This window comes from Halomonas sp. SL1 (assembly GCF_003030865.2).
Taxonomy (GTDB): Bacteria; Pseudomonadota; Gammaproteobacteria; order Pseudomonadales; family Halomonadaceae; genus Halomonas; species Halomonas halophila.
Genome location: NZ_PYUQ02000018.1, coordinates 1 through 19,481 on the forward strand (window position 1 = coordinate 1; position 19,481 = coordinate 19,481).

Annotated in this window: 24 protein-coding genes; 11 read left to right on the forward strand and 13 right to left on the reverse strand. The window is 67.7% G+C overall.

Features of this window, described 5'->3' with window-relative positions:
* Nucleotides 1-246, reverse strand: a 246-nt coding sequence (locus tag C9J49_RS17245; RefSeq protein ID WP_220084872.1) for a hypothetical protein, incomplete at its 3' end; no start/stop codon positions are given.
* Between C9J49_RS17245 and C9J49_RS12020 the strand changes: the two genes are divergently transcribed.
* The 8 genes from C9J49_RS12020 (at nucleotide 245) to fliR (ending at nucleotide 5,255) form a co-directional block, all read left to right on the forward strand.
* Entirely contained in the window at nucleotides 245-838 is a 594-nt protein-coding gene (locus tag C9J49_RS12020; RefSeq protein ID WP_107181774.1) for a flagellar hook-length control protein FliK, read from the forward strand. The genes C9J49_RS17245 and C9J49_RS12020 overlap by 2 nt on opposite strands.
* 120 nt (nucleotides 839-958) lie before the next feature.
* Entirely contained in the window at nucleotides 959-1,438 is a 480-nt protein-coding gene (gene fliL, locus C9J49_RS12025; protein ID WP_046078823.1) for a flagellar basal body-associated protein FliL, read from the forward strand.
* A 19-nt stretch (nucleotides 1,439-1,457) separates the two neighbouring features.
* Nucleotides 1,458-2,501: a flagellar motor switch protein FliM gene (gene fliM, locus C9J49_RS12030; protein ID WP_106488171.1), complete on the forward strand. Its 1,044-nt coding sequence runs from the start codon at nucleotides 1,458-1,460 to the stop codon at nucleotides 2,499-2,501.
* Nucleotides 2,494-3,003: a flagellar motor switch protein FliN gene (gene fliN / locus C9J49_RS12035; RefSeq protein WP_046078825.1), complete on the forward strand. Its 510-nt coding sequence runs from the start codon at nucleotides 2,494-2,496 to the stop codon at nucleotides 3,001-3,003. The genes fliM and fliN overlap by 8 nt, the downstream gene beginning before the upstream one ends.
* On the forward strand, nucleotides 3,000-3,419 hold the full coding sequence (gene fliO / locus C9J49_RS12040; RefSeq protein ID WP_107181767.1) for a flagellar biosynthetic protein FliO: 420 nt from the start codon (nucleotides 3,000-3,002) through the stop codon (nucleotides 3,417-3,419). Before fliN ends, fliO begins: the two co-directional genes overlap by 4 nt.
* Nucleotides 3,416-4,168 carry a flagellar type III secretion system pore protein FliP gene (fliP, locus tag C9J49_RS12045; protein ID WP_046078826.1) on the forward strand — a complete coding sequence of 251 codons (753 nt, stop codon included), beginning with the start codon at nucleotides 3,416-3,418 and terminating at the stop codon, nucleotides 4,166-4,168. Before fliO ends, fliP begins: the two co-directional genes overlap by 4 nt.
* A gap of 16 nt (nucleotides 4,169-4,184) precedes the next feature.
* The gene (gene fliQ, locus C9J49_RS12050; protein ID WP_046078827.1) at nucleotides 4,185-4,454 is read left to right on the forward strand and encodes a flagellar biosynthesis protein FliQ; all 270 of its coding nucleotides are present in this window, start codon (nucleotides 4,185-4,187) and stop codon (nucleotides 4,452-4,454) included.
* A gap of 6 nt (nucleotides 4,455-4,460) precedes the next feature.
* Entirely contained in the window at nucleotides 4,461-5,255 is a 795-nt protein-coding gene (gene fliR, locus C9J49_RS12055; protein WP_107181766.1) for a flagellar biosynthetic protein FliR, read from the forward strand.
* A gap of 102 nt (nucleotides 5,256-5,357) precedes the next feature.
* Here fliR and flgL read toward each other — a convergent pair whose 3' ends face one another.
* The 11 genes from flgL to flgB form a co-directional block, all read right to left on the reverse strand.
* The gene (gene flgL, locus C9J49_RS12060; protein ID WP_107181765.1) at nucleotides 5,358-6,581 is read right to left on the reverse strand and encodes a flagellar hook-associated protein FlgL; all 1,224 of its coding nucleotides are present in this window, start codon (nucleotides 6,579-6,581) and stop codon (nucleotides 5,358-5,360) included.
* An 18-nt stretch (nucleotides 6,582-6,599) separates the two neighbouring features.
* Entirely contained in the window at nucleotides 6,600-8,243 is a 1,644-nt protein-coding gene (gene flgK / locus C9J49_RS12065; RefSeq protein WP_107181764.1) for a flagellar hook-associated protein FlgK, read from the reverse strand.
* Between the two features lie 106 nt (nucleotides 8,244-8,349).
* The gene (gene flgJ, locus C9J49_RS12070; protein WP_046078831.1) at nucleotides 8,350-9,366 is read right to left on the reverse strand and encodes a flagellar assembly peptidoglycan hydrolase FlgJ; all 1,017 of its coding nucleotides are present in this window, start codon (nucleotides 9,364-9,366) and stop codon (nucleotides 8,350-8,352) included.
* On the reverse strand, nucleotides 9,366-10,433 hold the full coding sequence (locus tag C9J49_RS12075; protein WP_106488212.1) for a flagellar basal body P-ring protein FlgI: 1,068 nt from the start codon (nucleotides 10,431-10,433) through the stop codon (nucleotides 9,366-9,368). The genes flgJ and C9J49_RS12075 overlap by 1 nt, the downstream gene beginning before the upstream one ends.
* A 78-nt stretch (nucleotides 10,434-10,511) precedes the next feature.
* Complete coding sequence (locus C9J49_RS12080; RefSeq protein WP_082090855.1) at nucleotides 10,512-11,186, reverse strand: flagellar basal body L-ring protein FlgH; 675 nt, start codon at nucleotides 11,184-11,186, stop codon at nucleotides 10,512-10,514.
* Between the two features lie 37 nt (nucleotides 11,187-11,223).
* Entirely contained in the window at nucleotides 11,224-12,006 is a 783-nt protein-coding gene (gene flgG, locus C9J49_RS12085; protein ID WP_035594307.1) for a flagellar basal-body rod protein FlgG, read from the reverse strand.
* 25 nt (nucleotides 12,007-12,031) lie between these two features.
* Nucleotides 12,032-12,784: a flagellar basal body rod protein FlgF gene (locus C9J49_RS12090; RefSeq protein ID WP_107181763.1), complete on the reverse strand. Its 753-nt coding sequence runs from the start codon at nucleotides 12,782-12,784 to the stop codon at nucleotides 12,032-12,034.
* A gap of 17 nt (nucleotides 12,785-12,801) precedes the next feature.
* A complete protein-coding gene (locus C9J49_RS12095; RefSeq protein WP_046078834.1) occupies nucleotides 12,802-14,337 on the reverse strand; it encodes a flagellar hook protein FlgE in 1,536 nt (511 codons plus the stop codon).
* A 73-nt stretch (nucleotides 14,338-14,410) separates the two neighbouring features.
* The gene (gene flgD / locus C9J49_RS12100) at nucleotides 14,411-15,124 is read right to left on the reverse strand and encodes a flagellar hook assembly protein FlgD (protein WP_046078835.1); all 714 of its coding nucleotides are present in this window, start codon (nucleotides 15,122-15,124) and stop codon (nucleotides 14,411-14,413) included.
* A 4-nt stretch (nucleotides 15,125-15,128) separates the two neighbouring features.
* On the reverse strand, nucleotides 15,129-15,536 hold the full coding sequence (gene flgC / locus C9J49_RS12105) for a flagellar basal body rod protein FlgC (RefSeq protein WP_035594316.1): 408 nt from the start codon (nucleotides 15,534-15,536) through the stop codon (nucleotides 15,129-15,131).
* Nucleotides 15,537-15,547: 11 nt separating this feature from the next.
* Nucleotides 15,548-15,964, reverse strand: a complete 417-nt coding sequence (flgB, locus tag C9J49_RS12110; RefSeq protein WP_107181762.1) for a flagellar basal body rod protein FlgB — start codon at nucleotides 15,962-15,964, stop codon at nucleotides 15,548-15,550.
* 159 nt (nucleotides 15,965-16,123) lie between these two features.
* On the opposite strand from flgB, the gene flgA reads away from it, so the two are divergent.
* From flgA to C9J49_RS12125, 3 genes are all read left to right on the forward strand, one after another.
* A complete protein-coding gene (gene flgA / locus C9J49_RS12115) occupies nucleotides 16,124-16,804 on the forward strand; it encodes a flagellar basal body P-ring formation chaperone FlgA (protein ID WP_107181761.1) in 681 nt (226 codons plus the stop codon).
* Between the two features lie 92 nt (nucleotides 16,805-16,896).
* Complete coding sequence (gene flgM, locus C9J49_RS12120; RefSeq protein WP_052719322.1) at nucleotides 16,897-17,187, forward strand: flagellar biosynthesis anti-sigma factor FlgM; 291 nt, start codon at nucleotides 16,897-16,899, stop codon at nucleotides 17,185-17,187.
* Nucleotides 17,184-17,633, forward strand: a complete 450-nt coding sequence (locus C9J49_RS12125; RefSeq protein ID WP_046078838.1) for a flagella synthesis protein FlgN — start codon at nucleotides 17,184-17,186, stop codon at nucleotides 17,631-17,633. The genes flgM and C9J49_RS12125 overlap by 4 nt, the downstream gene beginning before the upstream one ends.
* A gap of 15 nt (nucleotides 17,634-17,648) precedes the next feature.
* Here the strand turns inward: C9J49_RS12125 and C9J49_RS12130 are convergent, their stop codons facing one another.
* The gene (locus C9J49_RS12130; RefSeq protein ID WP_181454297.1) at nucleotides 17,649-19,364 is read right to left on the reverse strand and encodes an EAL domain-containing protein; all 1,716 of its coding nucleotides are present in this window, start codon (nucleotides 19,362-19,364) and stop codon (nucleotides 17,649-17,651) included.
* Nucleotides 19,365-19,481: the final 117 nt, after the last annotated feature.

A 19,481-nucleotide genomic window follows, 5' to 3' on the forward strand; every position in this document is an offset into this window, starting at 1 on the left:
CTGGCACGTTGGACCATAGTCGAGTTTGAAGCTGTTCTGGATTTGCCGTGTTTGTTTTTTTTTTTTTTCAAGAAGAAGGCGGCATACGAGAGGCTCAGGAGTCGCGTGGGCTCGGAGATGTGTATAAGAGCCAGCCTCGGCGCCGGCCTGCCGTCCCGCCTCGGCCGCGCTGGCCGCCGCCGAGGCGGTACGCCAGGCCGCCGGTGGCGCGCCGGCCACCCCCGCCACCACCTCGTCGCAGGCCATGATCGAGGCCCTGGCCGCCCGCCAGCAGAGCCCGGGTGGTAACGCTCAGGAGGCACCGCTGCTCGCGGGCGGTTCCGTTCCCGGCGGCCAAGGCACCCTGCCGCTGACGCCCTCGACGAGTCCCGGCAGTCTCGCCGCCACGGCCCAGCAGGCCAGCCTGAGCGCGCCGGTCGGCAGCCAGTCCTGGCCCCGCCAGCTCGGCCAGCAGCTGCTCCAGTTCGCCCGTCAGGGCGGCGAGCAGCGCATCGAGATGAGGCTGCACCCGGCCGAGCTGGGCCCGCTGTCGGTGACGCTCAAGGTCGGCGATCAGGGCGCCCAGGCGCACTTCCTGTCGGCCCACGGCCAGGTGCGCCATGCCCTCGAGCAGGCGATTCCGCAGCTGCGTGAGGCGCTGGCCGAACAGGGCATCTCCCTGGGCGAGACCTCGGTGGGCGAGCAGCGCCAGGGCGGCACCGAAGGAGAAGGCCGCCGATTCGCCGACGCGGCCGCCGGCACGAGCGGAGGCGAGAGCGACTCATCCGCAGAGACCGTCACGCCCGCGGCGGTGCCCGGCAGCATGATCCTGGACGGCCGCGTCGATCTCTACGCCTGATCGGGCAGGTCGCAAAATCCGGAGATGGCCCCGTTCATCGGGCCTGTTCGATTCATCGTGCCGCCCTCGCGGGCGGCATAATTCCCCGCTATCGGCAGAATATTCAGCATAGGAACGGTAATGGCGACATCCAGCGGAGGTTCCCGGAAACTGCTGTGGCTACTGGTGGTGCTGGTGGTGATCGCCTCCTCGGCGGCGGCCACGGCCCTGTTCATGGTCATGAGCGGCGACGGGGACGACGGCAAGGCCATGGCTCAGGAGCCCGAGACCATCGAGCACAAGGCCCCGATCTTCGTGGAGATCGAACCCTTCACCGTCAACCTGGCCGACGACGACTACGGGTCACGGCTGCTCTACGCCGGCATCTCGCTCAAGGTTGCCGACGAGCAGAGCCAGGCGCTGCTGACCGAACACATGCCCGAGGTGCGCAGCCGCCTGCTGATGCTGCTCTCCGGCAAGCAGGCCGCCGACCTCGCCTCGCAGGAAGACAAGCGGCGCCTCGCCGAACAGGTGAAGGCCACCCTCGAGGCACCGATGGTGGAGCCGCAGCCGGAACTGGCCATCGAGAACGTGCTGTTCACCGAATTCATCGTGCAATGACGCCGGGCCCGTAGCGACCATGTCTCAAGAAGATCTGCTCTCCCAGGACGAGATCGACGCCCTGCTCAAGGGCGTCAGCGGGGACGACGAGCCCGCGGAGGGCCAGGACGGCCAGCCGCAGGTCCGCCCCTTCGATCCGGCCAACCAGCACCGCATCATCCGCGAACGCCTGCATGCCCTGGACATGATCAACGAGCGCTTCGCCCGCTACTTCCGCATGGGCCTGTTCAACCTGATCCGGCGCAGCGCCGACATCACCGTGGATTCGGTGAAGTACCAAAGCTACAGCGACTTCTCGCGCAACGTGCCGGTGCCCACCAACATCAACATGATCGCCATGAAGCCGCTCAAGGGCTCGGCGCTGATCGTGTTTCCGCCGAACCTGGTATTCATGGTGGTGGACAACCTGTTCGGCGGCGATGGCCGTTTCCTCACCAAGTCCGAGGGGCGCGAGTTCACCAACACCGAACAGCGCATCATCCAGCGCATGCTGCAGCTGGCCATCGAGGCCTACGGCGACTCCTGGAAGTCGGTCTATCCGCTGGACATCAGCTTCCTGCGCAGCGAGATGCAGTCGAAGTTCGCCAACATCACCAATTCGCCCAACGAGATCGTGGTCAACACCAGCTTCAATCTCGAGGTGGGCAACCTGGCCAGCAGCTTCCAGATCTGCATGCCCTACTCGATGATCGAACCGCTGCGCGACCTGCTGACCAACCCGGTCAACGAGGGCCATCAGGATCAGGACGGCAGCTGGTCGAAGCGCATGGCCGGCGAGCTGCGCCAGTCCGAGATCGAGCTGGTGGCCAACTTCGCCGACATCCCCTCACGCATCTCCCAGGTGCTGGCCCTCAAGGCCGGCGACGTGCTGCCGCTGGAACTGCCCGAAACCGTGACCGCCAGCGTGGACGGCGTGCCGGTGATGGAATGCGAATACGGCAGCCAGCACGAGCAACGTGCCCTGCGGGTGCGTCGACTGTTCGATCACGCGGCGGGCCACGCGCCGTCCAGCGCCTTCGTCAAGGGGGCTCAGCCGACATCCAAGGAAGCCAAGCATGACTGATCCCAACAAGCCCGACGATCAGAACCTCGACGACGAATGGGCGGCCGCCATGTCCGAACAGGAGGGCGATGCCACGCCGAGCGGGGAGGAGGATCCCTGGGCCGCCGCCATGGCCGAGCAGGCCGCCGCCGAGGAAGCCGAGGGTGACGATGCCCCCGCCGCGGACAGCGGCGCCGCAGCGCAGCCCGCCAGCGACAGCGTCTTCCAGCCGCTGGAGGGAGGCCAGGACAAGGCGGTGCCCCGCGATCTCGAGATGATCATGGACATCCCGGTCAAGCTGACCGTGGAGCTGGGTCGCACCAAGCTGACCATCAAGCAGCTGCTGGAGCTCGCCCAGGGTTCCGTGATCGAGCTCGAGGGGCTGGCCGGCGAACCGATGGACATCCTGATCAACGGCTACCTGATCGCCCAGGGCGAGGTGGTGGTGGTGGATGACAAGTACGGCATCCGCATCACCGAGATCATCACGCCCTCCGAGCGCGTCCAGAAGCTGAATCGATGAGCGAGAGCGCATCCGGTGCCGTCGCCGATGGCCTGGGCGGCGGCGAGGCGCTGATCGGCATGGCCACCCTGGGCAAGACCGCCGCGGCCCTGGCGCTGGTGCTGGCGATCATCGTCGCCTGCAGCCTGCTACTCAGACGGCTCAACGGTGGCGGGCGCGGCCAGGGCCAGCGTCCGCGCCTGGTGGGCAGCACCAGCATCGGCCAGCGCGAGCGGGTGGTGATCGTCGAGGTCGAGGGCACCTGGCTGGTGCTGGGCGTCGGCGGAGGCCAGGTGAACAAGCTCCACGAGTTGCCGGCCCCCGAGTCGCCGGCGACAGCTCCCGCCTTCTCCGAGGACGACGGCTTCGCCGCCCGCTTCGCCAAGGCCCTGCGTCACAACGCCGGGCTGGGCCGACACGACCGGGATCGCCCATGAACCGTTTCGCCACGCGTCACGCCCGCTGGTGGCTGCTGGCCCTGCTGCTGGTGCCGGGTCTGGCCCTGGCCCAGCAGATCCCCGGGCTGATCAGCCAGCCGATGGAGGACGGCGGCCAGCGCTGGTCGCTGTCGCTGCAGACGCTGCTGTTGCTCAGCTCGCTGGCCTTCCTGCCGGCGGCGGTGCTGATGATGACCAGCTTCACCCGCATCATCATCGTGCTGGGCCTGCTGCGCACCGCCATGGGCACCCAGGCCACGCCGCCCAATCAGATCCTGCTGGGCCTGGCGCTGTTCCTGACCTTCTTCATCATGGCCCCGGTGTTCGGCGAGGTGTACGACCAGGCCTGGGTGCCGCTGTCCAACGGCAGCATCGCCTTTCCCGAGTTCCTGACCCAGGCCCAGGGCCCGTTCCGCGAGTTCATGATGGCCCAGACCCGCGAGCCGGACCTGGCGCTGTTCGCGCGCCTGGCCGACGTCGGGCAGATGCAGGGCCCGGAGGATGTGCCGCTGCGCGTACTGGTGCCGTCCTTCGTGACCAGCGAGCTGAAGACCGCCTTCCAGATCGGCTTCACCATCTTCATCCCCTTCCTGATCATCGACCTGGTGGTGGCCAGCACGCTGATGGGCCTCGGGATGATGATGGTACCGCCGATCACCATCTCGCTGCCCTTCAAGCTGATGCTGTTCGTGCTGGTCGACGGCTGGCAGTTGATCATCGGCTCGCTGGCGGAAAGCTTCTACGTGTGAACGCCCGGAGACTGCCATGACCCCCGAGACGGTAATGACCATCGCCTACCAGGGCATGCGCGTGACCCTGCTGCTGGCGGGCCCGCTGCTGCTCACCGCCCTGTTCACCGGCCTGCTGGTCAGCCTGTTCCAGGCCGCCACCCAGATCAACGAGATGACCCTGTCGTTCATCCCCAAGATCCTGGCGGTGTTCACCGTGCTGGTCCTCGCCGGCCCCTGGCTGCTGGGCCTGATCACCACCTTCACCCGCGAGCTGTTCGGCAACATCCCCAGCATGGTGATGTAGGCCATCATGGTCGAGATCACGTTCGACCAGCTGCACGGCTGGCTGGTCGCCTTCCTGTGGCCCTTCTGCCGCATCAGCGGGCTGATGCTGACCTCGCCGCTCTGGGGGCACTCCAGCGTGCCACGCCAGGCCAAGATCGCCCTGGCCGCCTCGCTGACCGTGGTGATGGCCCCGGTGCTGCCGGCGATGCCGAGCGTGCCGCTGTTCTCCTGGGCGGGGCTCGGCATCGTCATCGAGCAACTGCTGGTCGGCGCCGCCATGGGCCTGGTGATGCGCGTCACCCTGGTGGTGGTACAGGCCACCGGTGAATTCATCGGCCTGCAGATGGGCCTGGCCTTCGCCACCTTCTTCGACCCGGCCAGCGGCACCAACATGATGGTGCTGTCGCGCATCCTGTACACGATCACGCTGCTGATGTTCCTGGCCCTCAACGGCCACCTGATGGTGCTCGAGCTGCTGGCCTCGAGCTTTCAGACCCTGCCCATCGGCCTGGGGCGCTACGACCCCGCCGCCTTCGAGATGCTGGCCCGCTACGGCGGCACCATCTTCTCCTTCGGCATGCTGCTGGCCCTTCCGCTGGTGGCGGCGCTGCTGATCATCAACCTGGGGCTGGGCATCCTCAACCGCTCGGCGCCCCAGCTCACCGTGTTCAACATCGGCTTCCCGGCCTCGCTGACGGTCGGGGTGGTGCTGCTGATGGTGCTGATGACCGACCTGGGCCGGGTCCTGCAACGACTGTTCGGACAGGGCCTCACCTTCTTGAGTGAATTCCTGCAGGTGCTGGCGCCGCTGAGCGGCTGAGTCGCCTCTTACTGCCAACAAAAAACCGCCCTGTCGTGGGACGACAGGGCGGGGAAAGGGATCATGGGCAGGGAAGACCATGACCGGCAGGCAAGGGCAGGATCAGAGGTACTGGAAGAGCGACATGCCCTTCATGTTGGCGAAGGTCTGCTGGGACGCCTGCAGGCCGACCTGACGCAGGCTGTATTCGGAGATCGCTGCGGCATAGTCGAGATCAACCAGATCGGACCGGGTCTGCTCGTAGTTCAGGGTGCGGTTGCTGCTGACGCCATCCACCACGTCAAGCTCGTTGAGCCGCGCGCCCATGGAGGCGCGCACCGTCAAGACATTGTCCAGGCTGTTGTCCAGCTCGCGCATGGAGGTGCTCAGAGTATTGCCGAGCACGGCCCGCTCCGCTTCGGTGCCGGCCGGGCTTTCCAGCACGGATATCGCGTTCTCCAGGGTGGTGAAGAGGTCGGTATTGCCCTGATCGGCGGGCTTCACCGCGATGCTGTCGCCGTCAACGGGCTGACCGTCCAGCTCCATGGACAGGCCTTCGAACGCGATCCGCGTACCTTCTTCACCGGGCGAATAGGCGCCATCGGCCACCCTGTCGCCATCGCCGTTCAACACCTCGTAGGTGAACCCCGACGCCTCGTCACCGGTGAAGGTGATGGTATAGGGCTGGTCGGCGTCGACTGCCTCATCGTCCAGCACCTGGGGGCCGGAGAAGGTGACGCCACCGGCATTGCCGGCCTCAGCAGCGGCCACATGACCGGCGCCGCCGGGCACGCTCTGGAAGATCGCCTGCCCGCTGTCGCTGACCTCCATCAGCCGCGAGGCATCGATACGCTGCCGGCGCACCTCGCTGTCACCCACGTACTCGACCTCGCCACCGTTGCCCTTGACGAAGGGCGCGCTGCTGTCGCTGTAGCCGCCGAACAGGTAGGTGCCGTTGCCATCGGTGGCGTTGGCTTGGCCAAGCAGGGTCTCGTAGATGCCACTCAACTCCGAGGCCACGGACTGCCGATCCGCATCGCTGAGGGTGCCGTTCGATGCTTGAACCAGCAGGGTCTTGGCACTGGTGATCGCATCACTGACGCTGTTGAGCACGCTCTCGCCCTGGGACAGCGAGTTACGGGCGCTGACGCGGGAGTCTGTGTACTGCTCGGTGACGGCCAGCGACTGACTGACGCCCACGGCCCGAGCGGCCGCCTGGGGATCGTCGGACGGGCTCGTCACCCGGCGACCGCTGGCGATCTGCTGGCTGACGTCGTTGAACCTGGCCTGCTGCTGATTGAGCGAGCCGACGCTCTGATTGAAGATGGTGAGGGTACTGATGCGCATCTCGTGAGACTCTCCCTATCAACCGCGCAGACCGAGCACGGTGTCGAGCACCGAGGTGGCGGTATCGATGACCTTGGCGTTGGCCTGGTAGTACTGCTGGTAACGGATCAGGTTGGCTGCCTCCTCGTCCAGGTTGACCCCGGACTCGGACTGCTGGACGGCCTCCAGCTGCTGGCTGAGCCCCTGCTGGGCCTCCAGATTGACCTGGACGATATTGGTCCGGTTGCCGACGTCGCTGACCAGGGAGGCATAGGCCTCGCTCAGCGAGGCCGAACCGCCCACCACGCTCTTCTGCTGAAGATCCTGCAGGGCCAGGGCGTTCTCGTTGTTCCCAGAGCCGCCCCCCGGACCGGCCGCGGCGATCCTGTCGGTATCGCCGATGGCGCTCTCCAGGCCACCCGCGGCACGACGAACCGGCTGGACCACGAAGCGATCGTTGTCGGCCAGGCCGGCAGGATCGTCGAAGCTCAGGGTCAGGCCGCCGAAGCTCAGCTCGCCGCCGGCATAGTCGACGTCGGCGGCCTCCAGTACGGCCCCGGTGTCCTCGCGCATCACCTCGAAGGCCGGCGCCGCGGCGTCGGTGACGCGCACCGTATAGTCGGTGGCCTTGAGCTGATCGATGCTGTCGGCATCAAAGGCCGCCCCGGCGATCTCGGCGGTGCCCGTGTTGCGCTCGGCCGAGAAGGCTCGCGGCTCACCGATACTGAAGAACTCGCCGCCCGCGTCGCCGTTCAGGTCGATGCCTTCGGCATGCTGTCGGTTGACCGCCACCGCCAGCGAGACCGCCATCTGGCCGATCTGGTTCTGGGTCTTGTCCAGGGTCTCGGCTCGGAAGTCCATCAGCCCGCCCAGAGTCCCGCCGCTGATGGCGTCCTCGTCCAGGGCTCGGACGTTGCCGCTGGAGTCCGGATAGCCGACCACGGTGCGCTGAGGATCTTCCGGCGAGGCCATGGCTTCCAGCTTGAAGCTGCGATCGCCCATCACCAACGGCTGGCCATTGGGCAGGCTGACGTTGTAGGACTTGCCGTCCTGGATGTTGAGACGCAGGTCCATGCGCTCGCTGAGCTCGTGGACCAGCTGGTCGCGCTGGTTGAGCAGCGCATTGGGCGCCTCGCCCTGCTTGGCACGTGCCAGGGCGATCTCGCGGTTGATCGAGCCCAGCTGCTCGGTGGTGTTGTTGATCTGGGTGACCTCGTCCTCGATCTGGCCGTTGATGCCGTTCTGCATGTCCTGGAGGTAGCCGTCGAAGGAGCGGAACTGGGCGCTCAGGGTATCCGCCGAGCCGAGCACGCCCTGGCGGGCGGCCGGGTCGGAGGGTGCGCTGGCCAGGTCCTCCATCGAGGAGAAGAAGTCCTGCATCAGCGGCGAGAGCCCGGCGGCCTCGTCGGCCAGCAGGTTGTCGATCTGCTCCACCTGGGTGCCGTAGGTTTCCAGCGCGCTGGTCTTGCTGGTGGCGTCATTCAGCTGGTCGGCGACATAGCGGTTGAACTGGCGCTGGATATCGTTGACCTGCACCCCGCCCGTGCCCGTGCCGCTCTCCCCCAGCACGGTCACCTCGCGGTTGTAGCCGGGCGTGTAGACGTTGCTGATGTTGTTGCTGGTGGACGCCAGGGCGTTCTGGGCGGCGTTGAGGCCGCTGAGGCCGGTGGAGAAGATGCTCATGACAGATGTTCCCTTTTGCCGATTCTCTGGCTATCGGCCGCGGCGGGCCGGACTTGAGGCCGAATGTCCTTGAGCCGGGGACTGAAAGCCCCCGGGAAAATGCCGATCAGCGTGACGCCAGTCGCTGGCCCTCGGGCAGTGGCCCCAGGGTGTCCATGACCGCGATCAGCTTGTCGGCATAGGCCGGGTCGGTGGCATAACCGCCGCGCTGCAGGGCCCGGGCCGCCTGGTCGGGCGTCGCGGCCGAACTGACGCCGGCATAGCGAGGATTGTCGCCGATCAGACGGGCGTAGTCGGCGAACGCTGCCTGGAAGGAGTCATAGACGCGGAAGCGATCGCGCACCGCCTGGCGACGGCCGTCGATCACCTCATGGGTCAGGATCTCGGTGGTCTCGCCCTGCCAGCGGCTGCCGGCCTTGATGCCGAACAGGTTATGGCTGTTGCCGCCGTCGGCGGTGGGAATCTCGCGCCGCCCCCAGCCGGTCTCCAGCGCCGCCTGGGCGAGGATCAACTCGGCCGGCACGCCGCTCTCGCGGCTGGCCTCACGGGCCGGGCCGGCGAGCCTGGCCAGGAAGGCCTGAACGTGCTCGGGCCGGTCCGCCATCGCGGCCGGATCCGCCACGGCGGACGCCGGCTCATCCACGCCGGTCTGAAGCGCCTCGAGGAAGGAGGTCGGCGCCGATGACGCGTCACCCTCGGCCCGCGCGCCAGTGTCCGGCTCGGCCATCAGCGCATCGGTCAGCGGGCGCGGCGTGCCGCGGGGAATCCCGGCGATCAGCGCCTCGATGTTGCGGTGACTCGAGGCCGAGGCATCGCGCCCGCCGACCGAGCCCTCGAGCTGGGCCACCAGCTGGTCGGCCAGCCCCAGGCCACGCTCGGCCACGCTCTGCGACCACTGCTTGTCGAGCATCTCCTGATACATGTCGCCGGCCTGGCTCTGGAGCAGCCCCGAGGTCGGCACCGCCTCGCGCATGCTCTTGACCATCATCTGCACGAACAGGGCCTCGAACTGCTGGGCGGCGCCCTTCAGGCCCTCGCCGGAATCATTGTGCTTGAGGCGCTCCAGGCCCTGGATGTCCAGGGCGAACTGGCCGCGGGCGGTGTCGGGAGCATCCAGGCTCATCAGATGATCTCCAGTTCGGCGCGCAGCGAGCCCGCTTCCTTGAGGGCCTCGAGGATCGACATCAGGTCGTTGGGCGTGGCACCCAAGGAGTTGAGCGCGTCGACCACCTCCATCAGGTCCGCGCCCTCAACGACCTTGAGGGTGCCGGGCTGCTGCTGGATGCTGATCTCGGCATCCTGGGTCACCACGGTCTGGCCGTTGCCGAACGGGTTCGGCTGGCTGACGTCCACGTCGCTGTCGATGACGATCGACAGGTTGCCCTGGGCCACCGCTGCCCGGCGCAGGGTCACCTGGCCGTTGAGCACCACCGACCCGGTCCGCGAGTTGAGTACCACGCGGGCCGGTTCCTCGGTGGGCGTGACCTGGACGTTCTCGACCCGGGCCATGAAATTGACCCGCGCGTTGGGATCGAGTGGGCCGTCCAGGGCGATCACCCGGGCGTTGCGGGCCGAGGCCACGACACGACCGAACTCCTGGTTGATGGCGCTGACCGCCCGCTGGGCGGTGCCGAAGTCGTCGGTCTGGAGCTGCAGCTCGAGCAGTCCGCCGTTGGCGCCCAGGTCGAGGGGCACCTCGCGCTCCACGGTGGCGCCGTTGGCGATGCGCCCCCCGCCTTGCTGGTTGACCTGCACGCTGGAACCGCCGGCCGCCGCCCCCGCACCACCGACCAGCAGGTTGCCCTGGGCCAGGGCGTAGACGCTGCCGTCGGCGCCCTTCAGCGGGGTCATCAGCAGGGTGCCGCCGCGCAGGCTGTCGGCGTTGCCCACCGAGGACACCACCACGTCGAGGTTCTGCCCGGGGCGGGCGAAGGCCGGCATCTCGGCCGTGACCATCACCGCCGCCACGTTGCGCAGCTGCATGTTGGTGCCCGCCGGCACGGTGATGCCGAGCTGGGAGAGCATGTTGGTCAGGCTCTGGCCGGTGAAGGGCGCCTGGGTGGTGCGGTCGCCGGTGCCGTCGAGCCCAACCACCAGGCCGTAGCCGACCAGGGCGTTGTCGCGCACGCCGGCGAAGCTGGCCAGCTCTCGCAGTCGCTCGGCCTGGGCCGGCAGTGCCAACAGGATCATCGCCACGAAGGCCAGCCCGGAGGCCAGCCGCGGAAGTGCGCCCAGCGCGCGTCGAGTGCCGGTCATCATGCCACTCTCCTAGAAGGGCGAGACGTTGAGGAAGAAGCGCTGCAGCCAGCCCATGTGCTGCGCCTCGTTGATGTAGCCGTCGCCGACGTACTCGATGCGGGCGTCGGCCACCGAGGTCGAGGGCACGGTGTTCTCGCCGGTGATGTCGCGGGGATTGACCACCCCGCCGAAGCGGATGAACTCGGTGCCCTGGTTGATGGCGATCTGCTTCTCGCCGCGCACCCGCAGGTTGCCGTTGCCCAGCACGTCGATCACGGTCACGGTGATGGTGCCGGTGAAGGAGTTGTTGGCCTGGGAGCCACCGCCGCCCTGGAAGTCGCTCTCCCCGGAGACATCGAAGCCGTACTCCGCCAGGGTATCGAGGGCATCCGGCAGCTGGGCCAGCTCGAGGCTGGACGAGCCGTTGCGGTCGGCGTTCGAGCGGGCGTTCTTGCTGGCGCTGACCTGTTCGTCCAGCACGATGGTCAGGATGTCGCCGATCATCCGCGGACGACGATCCTCGAACAGCGGCTGATAACCGCTGCGCGGCTGGTAGATGGCCCCGTTGGCGCGCGCCATCGGCCGCTCCGGAATCTCGATCCGCTCCTGCTCGCCGACCACCGAGGCGTGGGGAATCTGCGCACAGCCCCCCAACACCGCCAGTGCCACGACCAGCAGCCAGCGCCATGCACCACCCGGAATCATCCCGCTCATGCCCTCGCCCTCCGGTCCATCACTCGCCTCACAGCTGGGCCAGGCGCGAGAGCATCTCGTCGCTGGTCTGCACGGCCTTGCTGTTGATCTCGTAGGCACGCTGGGTCTGGATCATGCTGACCATTTCCTTGACCACGCTGACGTTGGAGGTCTCGACGTAGTTCTGCATGATGCTGCCGGTGCCGTTCATGCCGGGAATATCCTCGGTGCGCGGCCCGGAGGCGGTGGTCTCGGCATACAGATTGCCGCCGAGGCTCTCCAGCCCGGTGGGATTAACGAAGGTGGAGAGGGTGACCTGGCCGACTTCCTGAAGCTCGCTGTCGCCCGGCACCTTGACCGACACGATGCCATCCTCGCCGATGTTCACCGACAGGGCGTTCGGCGGGATGACGATGCCCGGCTCCAGTGGATAGCCGTTGGCGGTGACCATCTGGCCGTTCTGGTCCAGCTGGAAGCTGCCGTCACGGGTGTAGGCGGTGGTGCCGTCCGGCATCATCACCTGGAAGAAGCCCCGGCCCTCGATGGCCAGGTCACGGCTGTTGCCGGTCTGCTCGAGCCCGCCCTGGGTGTGCAGGCGCTCGGTGGCCACCGGACGCACGCCGGTACCGACCTGCATGCCCGACGGCAGCCGGTCCTGGGCGTTGGTCTGAGCACCGGGCTGGCGCAGGTTCTGATACAGCAGGTCCTCGAACACCGCCCGGGACTGCTTGAAGCCGTTGGTGTTGACGTTGGCCAGGTTGTTGGAGATGACGTCCAGCTTGGTCTGCTGGGCCTCCAGGCCGGTCTTGGCCGTCCATAGTGACTTGATCATTCTGGTTCCCTCATGTTCGTTCGGCTCAGCTCAGCGAGAGCAGGCTGTTGGCCCGCTGATCGTTCTCGTCGGCGGTGCTCATGACCTTGGTCTGCATCTCGTAACGGCGCGCCACGTCGATCATCGACACCATGGTCTCCACCGGATTGACGTTGCTGCCCTCGAGCGCACCGCTGATCAGCTTGGCATCGTCATCCGCCGGCAGCAGGCCGGGCTGGCCGTCCTGGCCGGGGGCGCGGAACAGGCCATCGACGCCGCGCTCCAACCCATCGGGCCCCGGCGTGGCCAGCTTGAGGCGACCCACCGGCACCAGGGCGTCGGGCCCCTGGCCGGGGGCGATGGCACTGATCGTGCCGTCGGCGCCCAGCGAGACCTGCGCGCCCAGGGGCACCTGGACGGGGCCGCCCTCGCCGATCACCGGATGGCCGGCGCTGCGCAGCAGACCGTCGCCATCGACCTGGAGGTCGCCGCGGCGGGTGTAGGCCTCGGTGCCGTCGGGGGCCTGGACGGCGAGCCAGGCATCGCCCTTCATCGCCACGTCCAGGGTGCGGCCGGTGCGGGTCATCGGGCCGGACGAGGTATCGGCGCCCGGCGTGGATGCCGCCACCGAGGCGCGAGTGTCCAGGCGCCCGTCGCCCTCCACCGGCACCGCGCGCATCGCATGCAGCTGGGCGCGAAAGCCGGTGGTCGAGGCGTTGGCCAGGTTGTGGCTGACCACCGCCTGCTGCTCCATGCTCTGGCGCGCGCCGCTCATGGCGGTATAGAGGATGCGATCCATGACTCAGCCTCCCGGGCTTAGCGGCTCAGGTTGATGGCGGCCTGCAGGACCTCGTCCTGGGTGGAGATGGTCTGGGAATTGGCCTGGTAGGCCCGCTGGGTGACGATCATGTCGACCAGCTCGCTGGCCAGGTCCACGTTGGAGGTCTCGATGGCGCTGGACTGGACGCTGCCGAGCACCCCGGTGCCTGGCTCGCCGAGCAGCTCCTGACCGGAGCTCGCGGTGGCCGACCAGGCGTTATCACCCACCGCCTCTAGCCCTTCCGGGTTGCGGAAGTTGGCCAGGGCGATCTGCCCGGCCGGCACCGACTGCTCGTTGGCGTAGTTGCGCATCACGGTGCCGTCGTCCTGGATGGTGATGCCCACCAGGGCGCCGGAGGTATAGCCGTCCTGGGTCAGCGAGCTGGTCGAGGAGGTATTGCCGAACTGGGTGGAGCCGGTCGGTCGATAGTCGAAGGTCAGCTCGGCGGCGCCACCCTGCGCGGCGAAGGTCATCGCCGTCTCGATATCGGCATCCAGGGCGTTATAGGCGGTGGTATAGGCAGCCTGGGCAGTATTGCGTTGACCAAGCGCATCGCTATATGCCGTCGTCGCGTCAGTCAGCTCATTTTTGGCCGTCGCAAGCGCTGCCTTGGCCGCATCCAGGGCATCCTGATTGGCCTGGGAGTTATCGGCATCATAAGCCGCCTGGGCTGCGTCGACGGCAGCCTGGGCACTGTCGTAGGCATCCTGCGCCGCATCGCGGTCGCTGGTCGCCGTTACCAGCTCGACCTCGCGCTGCTCGAGCGTGTCCTCCGCCTGCAGGAAGTTGGCGTCGACACCAGCCACGCCCTGGTCCTGGAGCTGACCGTTATTGTCGAAGCGCAGGAAGAAATCGTTCTCTTCAGAGTATGTGCCGTCCATCACCGCCCGACCGCGCCAGGTATTGGCATCGACCTTCTCGTAGTAGACGGTGACGTTGCGCGAATTTCCCAGAGAGTCGTAGGTCGAGAAGTTATTCGAGAAGTGATAGTCCAGGGTGGTGGCGGCCCCCGTAGCGTCGGTCACTTCGGCTTGGCTGAGCCCTTCATCGACCGCCTCCCGGGCATCCAGGTTGAAGGTGGTCGAGACACCGGTAGTGGCACTGGCTGCCATGTCGTCCGCTGGCACCTGCAGCACCTCTGGCTGGCCGCCGACCTGAACATTGCCCGCCGCGTTGAGCCCGTAGCCCATGATCCGCGCGCCCTGGGCATTCACCAGGTAACCGTCGGCGGTCATGGACAGCTGACCGTTGCGGGAGTAGACCACCTCACCATCCTGCTGGAAGCGGAAGAAGCCGTCGCCGCTGATCGCCAGGTCCAGATTGCGGCCGGTGTTCTCGATATTACCGTCTCCGAAGTCCTGCAGCACGGCCGAGACCTTGGTGCCCAGACCGGTGGAGCCGGCGAAAACATCGGCGAACTGGGCACTGGAGCTCTTGTAGCCCACGGTCTGGGAGTTGGCGATGTTGTTGCCCAGCACGTCGAGGCTGGAGGAGGCGGCGTTCAGGCCGCTGAGCGCTTGTGAGAAGCCCATGTCGTGTTATCCCTGCGTTATCGAATCATGAAAGGTGCTGAGCCGACCCGCCCCTCGAACCGGCCCCGACGCATCACAGAATCTGCTTGATGTCCCCAAGCCCCACCTGGCCGTAGACGGCGCCGAGGTCGAGCCGGACATCACCGTCCGGGGACGGCGTGACGCTGTTGACCATGGCGTAGTTGAGCGACTCGACCGATACCGGGCTGTCGCCCTGGCTGGCTTCGACGCGGAACTGGTAGGCACCATCGGCGGCGACCTGGCCGTCGCTGGTCTTGCCGTCCCAGCTGAAGGACTGCACGCCGGCGTCCATGGCCCCCAGGTCATAGGCATTGACCACCTGACCGGCGCCGTTGGTGACGGTCACCTTGACCCGGTCGGCCGGGGCGGCCAGCTCGACGCCCATGGGCGTGGTGGTCACGTCACCCGCATCGTTCTGGTCGAGCAGCACCCGGTTGCCGGGCACCATCACGCCCTGCCCGATCAGCGCCGTGGCCTGCAGCGTGCGCCCGGCGTCGATCTGGCTGGTGATCTCGGACAGCGAGTCGTTGAGCTTCTCGATGCCGCTGACGGTGTTGATCTGCGCCAGCTGGGAGGTCATCTCCTCGTTTTTCATCGGATCCATCGGATCCTGGTTCTTAAGCTGGGTCACCAGCATGGTCATGAAGTTGTTGCGCAGCTCGTCGGACTGGGCAGACGTCAGCCCCGAGCCGCCGCCGGCCCGGTTCGCCCCGGAGGCGCCGCCATTGAGGCCGTTGAGCACGCCGGAATCGATGGTGGATGCCATGGGATCAGCCCTCGCCCAGGGTCAGGGTCTTGAGCATCAACTGCTTGTTGGTGTTCATGACCTCGACGTTGGCCTGATAGGAACGGGAGGCGGAGATCATGTTGGCCATCTCCGCCACGGGATCGACGTTGGGCAGGCTCACGTAGCCCTGCTCGTCGGCCAGCGGGTGCTCGGGGCGATACTCCTGGCGCAGCGGCGCCGGATCCTCGACCACCTCGCGCACCCCGACGCCACCCACGCCACGGCGCGAGGCAGCCTGGCTCTCGAACATCACCTGCTTGGCGCGATAGGCCTCGCCGTCGGGGCCGGCCACGCTGTCGGCGTTGGCCAGGTTGCTGGCGGTGACGTTCATGCGCTGCGACTGGGCGCTCATCGCCGAGCCGGAGATATCGAACACGGAAAACATCGACATGCCACCGCTCCTTATTCGGGTTGCATGGCCTTCTTGAGGCCCTGGATACGACTGTTGAGGAGCGTCAGCGAGGCCTGATAGCGCACCGAGTTGTCCGCGAAGGCGGTGCGCTCGCGGTCCATATCGACGGTGTTGCCATCGAGGCTCGGCTGGTCCGGCACCCGATAGAGCAGCTCCCCGCGCGGCGACGGCATGCCCTGGCCGGCCAGATGGCCGCCGTCGGTGCGCGCGAGCGACAGCCCGCCGCCCGCACCGGCAGCGCCCTGACGGGTCGCCCTGGCCAGTTCGGCACCGAAGTCCATGTCGCGGGCCTTGTAGCCCGGGGTATCGGCGTTGGCGATGTTGCTGGCCAGCACCTTCTGTCGCTCATGGCGCAGGCTCAGGGCCTGCTGGGAGAAGTTGAGGGAGGCTTCGAGCTGATCGATCATCCGGCACGCTCCGGAAAAGGAAATTCGTCGACGATGGAGAATAGCCACGGTGCTGTCAGCCCAAAGGATCGAACAGCCTTCGATAGCCGGGCCATTTCACGGCATCCCCCGTCGAAGCGAGCGCTAGACTGCCGTCAGGAACTTCCTCCGAGCGTGCCCATGTCCCGATTGATCCGCCGCTGCCTGCTACCGCTGTTGCTGCTGGCCGCCCTTCCGGCGTCGGCTGAGGACACGGCGATGCTCGACGCCGTGCGCGCCTTCCTGACCGCCGAGGCCGCCCCGCTGGGCGACGAGGTCAGCGTGACGCTCTATCCGCCCGCCGCGCACTTCCCGACCTGCCAGCAGCCGACCCCCTTCCTGAGGGACACGTCTCGCGCGCCGCTGGGGCGGCTGTCGGTGGGCGTTCGCTGCTCGGGCGAAGACCACCGGACGCGCTACCTGCAGGCCGAGGTCAGCGTGATCGGCCGCTATCCGGTCACGGCGCATGCCATCGAAGCCGGCACGCGGCTGACGCGTGACGATCTGGAGGAACGGCGGGGGGAGCTCGACCGGCTGCCGAGGCGGGCCCTGCGATCCATCGAGGCGATCGTCGGCCAGGAGGCCCGCCGTTCGCTGACCGCAGGACGGGCGATCCAGTCGCATCAGGTGCGTGCGCCACGGCTGGTGGAACGCGGCGCGAGCGTGATCCTGGAGGCCGGCGGCCAGGGCTTTCGCGTCACCCGTCAGGCCGAGGCACTGGGAGCCGGCGGGCGCGGGGAACGCATCCGGGTACGGCTGGACGATCGCCGCATCCTCGAAGGGCGCATCATCGGTCGCAACCGGCTGGCCGTGGAGGGCTGACCCGGACTGGCCGTTACCCCCGGCCGGGCATTAAAGTGTCGGCTTCGAGTGCCGATAGCTCGAATAACGCACCGCTCACGAGGCCTTTCACCGTGAAAGTCGACAATCACCATCCCCTGCGCCCCGGACAGGTCGAGTCACGCGACACGACGCGCCAGACCCGGGAAACGCCCGCGGCGGGGCAGGACGCCCCGGAACCGGCCACCTCGACGCACCTGCGCCAGGGCGCCACCGACCCGAGCCGTGACATCGACGCCGCCCGGGTCAACGAGCTGCGCGAAGCCATTCGCGACGGCCAGCTGGAGATCAAGCCGGAGCGCATCGCCGACGGCCTGATCGCCAGCGTGCAGGATCTGCTGGCCGACGAGGGCGAGACTCAGTGAGCCTGCAGCGACTCCTCGACGGCCAGGCCGAACGCCTGGCACGCCTGGGGCGGCTGCTCGAGGAAGAGCAGGGCCTGCTGGTGGCCGGCGAGATCGACGGCCGGCGCCTCAATGCCCTGGCCGAGGAAAAGACCGCCGTCCAGCAGGACCTGGAGGAGACCGAGCAAACCCGCGCCCGGGTCCAGCGCCAACTGGGCTACGCCGAGGGCACCGAGGGCGCCCGCCAGGCCGCCGCCGACGCCGGCTGTCTCGACGGCTGGCAGGCCATGCTGAACCAGGCACGCCACATCGCCCGGCTCAACGAGCGCAACGGACGTCTGCTGGAACTGCGCATGCGCCACAACCAGCAGATGCTCGACACCATCCACCGCCTCGCCGACCCCGACACCTACTCCGCCGACGGCCGCACCGGCCTCCAGTCGCGCCGCCTCGACGCCCGGGCCTGAAACGAGCCGTTCGTCTCAGGCCGTCGTCGGGCGCGCCTCCCACCAACCCGCCAGGTCGGCCGGCGCCTGGGGCGTGCCCAGCAGGTTACCTTGCCCCAGCGATACCCCCAGCGCACGCGCGGCCTCCAGCTGGGCCAGTGTCTCGATGCCGATCAGCACGACCTCCACACCGAGTGCCTGAAAGCAGCGCAGCAAGGCCTCGAGCACGCCACCCCGCTCCAGCGAGTCGATCATCCTGGGATTCAGCTTGATCCGCGATATCGGCAGCGTCGACAGACGCGGTAAATCCAGCGGCGCGGCGCCGATATCGTTGGCCACCAGGCCGACGCCGAGACGTTCCAGACGCCGCAGCAGATGGGTCTGGCTGGCGGCATGCTCGATCAGCCCCTGCTGCCCCAGCTCGAGGGACAGCCAGCCACGCTCCAGCCCCTGCTGCCTGAGGAAGAGATCCAGCGGACGGCGATCGAACACCGCCTGATCGAGCAGGTCGTCGTCGACGTTCACCGCGACGTCGAGCTCGGCCAGCGGCGAGCCCTCGGCCTGCCAGGCGGCATGCTGGGCGATCACCGTGGCGATCACCCAACGATCCAGACGCACCTGTTCGCCCAGCTCGGTCACCACCGGCAGGAAATCGGCAGGCAACAGCGGCCCCAGGGTCGGATGATGCCAGCGCAGCAGCGCCTCCAGCCCCAGGCAGCGACCGCTGTCCAGTGCGATCAGCGGCTGGTAGAGCAGCCGGAAATGCGCTTCCGGATTCAGCAGCGCGTCCTGCAGCCGCTGACGGAACGCCAGCTGCGCGTCCAGATGGTGGCGCAGGGCTTCATCGAAGAAGGCGTGCCCCGAGGGCCCGGCACGCTCCAGCGCCGTCTCGGCACTGCTCAACAGCTGCGAGGGCAGCTCCCCGTCCTCGGGATAGATGGCGACCCCGGCGGAGAGGGTCAGCAGGGTCGGGTGCGTCTCCTGGCGGAAGGGCGGCTCCATGGCCTCGAGGCAGCGCATCACCGTGGCCTGGAGCCCGCCGGGCGTGAGCGGCGGCTCGATCAGCACGCCCCAGCAGCCGGGCCGCAGCTTGACGAGGCTGTCCTCGCGGCGAAGGGTGCGGGCGAGACGCTGTTCGACACGACCGGCCAGCGCCTCGAACGCCGCAGCGCCTAGCGTCTCGCGCAGCGTCGCATGGCCGTCGAGCCGCAGCATGATCAGCCCGACACACCCTTCGGTGCGATCGGCACGCTCCAGGGCATGCTCCAGGCGGTCCTCGAACAGCCAGACGTTCGGCAGGCGCACGGGCAGCCTCTGCCAGGCGCCGGGCTCCAGGGCGGCGGAGGATTCCCCGGGGTCGATGACGCTCAGCAGGCGCAGCCGATCGCCCTGCTCCCGCTCCACCGGGGTCGCGCTCACCAGCACCAGATGGCCATCGTCCTGGGGATCGGCGGCGAGGCGCGCCGGCTCCCAGCCCTCTTCCAGCGCAACCCATTCGTCATGACGGTCGTGCAGGAAACCGGAGTAGCGGATCAAGCCATCGACCGGACGCCCCATCAGCTCTTCTTCGTCGAGCTCGAGCAACGCCCGGAAACCGGCGTTGGCCCACCGGACCCGGCCCGCGTCATCCACCAGCACCAGCCCGAACGGCGCCTGCTCGACGACCAGACGCGACAGGGGAGCGGGCAGAGACTGCACCCGTGTCTGCTTGCCGTTGCCCTGTGTATTTTCCCCGCCACCGTCGCCCGCCATCGCGCCCGTCCCGTCAGTATCTATTTGCGTCACGCCATCGGATGTCGGCCGTGGCCGGGCGTTCTTGAGCATTTCATCGGCGCAGACCACCGTATCGCGGCACTCCTGGGCTCGCCC